This is a genomic window from Rhodococcus sp. P4_F3_2, assembly GCF_056401335.1.
In genome coordinates, this window is record NZ_JBFUJN010000269.1 from 1 (window position 1) to 388 (window position 388).

The window sequence follows — 388 nt, forward strand, 5'->3', positions numbered from 1 at the left end:
CAATAAGTACTTTGTGGCCAGTATCGGCTAGAGATACTGCTACTGCACATGCGGTAGATGTTTTTCCTACGCCACCTTTACCTGTAAAGAATAAAAATGGTGTTCGAACAAGGTTTTTAGGTTGAAAAGGTTGGAACATTTTTTTGCCTCCCTATTTCAGATTATTAATATTTAACTTGATAGGCATACGAGGTTTTTCCCCTTTTAGCTCTTCAGAATTAATACCAAACCATTCAGCAAATTCTTCATTGGTTGGATAGCTTCCGATTTTCTCCAGCTCACCATCCACTAATACCACTGGTAAAGCATCTGGTCCTTTGTCCATGAGGATTTTATTTACTTCGACTTGATCCACAAACTTATCTGGTTGGCTTGTTAAGTTATAACG

The 388-nt window shown here is 38.1% G+C and carries 2 protein-coding genes; both read right to left on the minus strand.

The features are described from left to right. On the minus strand, positions 1 to 139 hold a 139-nt coding region (locus AC1DWA_RS33680), incomplete at its 3' end, for an ArsA-related P-loop ATPase (RefSeq protein WP_477917879.1). A 12-nt stretch (positions 140 to 151) separates the two neighbouring features. After that, a partial coding sequence (locus tag AC1DWA_RS33685; protein WP_477917877.1) for an arsenic metallochaperone ArsD family protein occupies positions 152 to 388 on the minus strand: 237 nt, incomplete at its 5' end.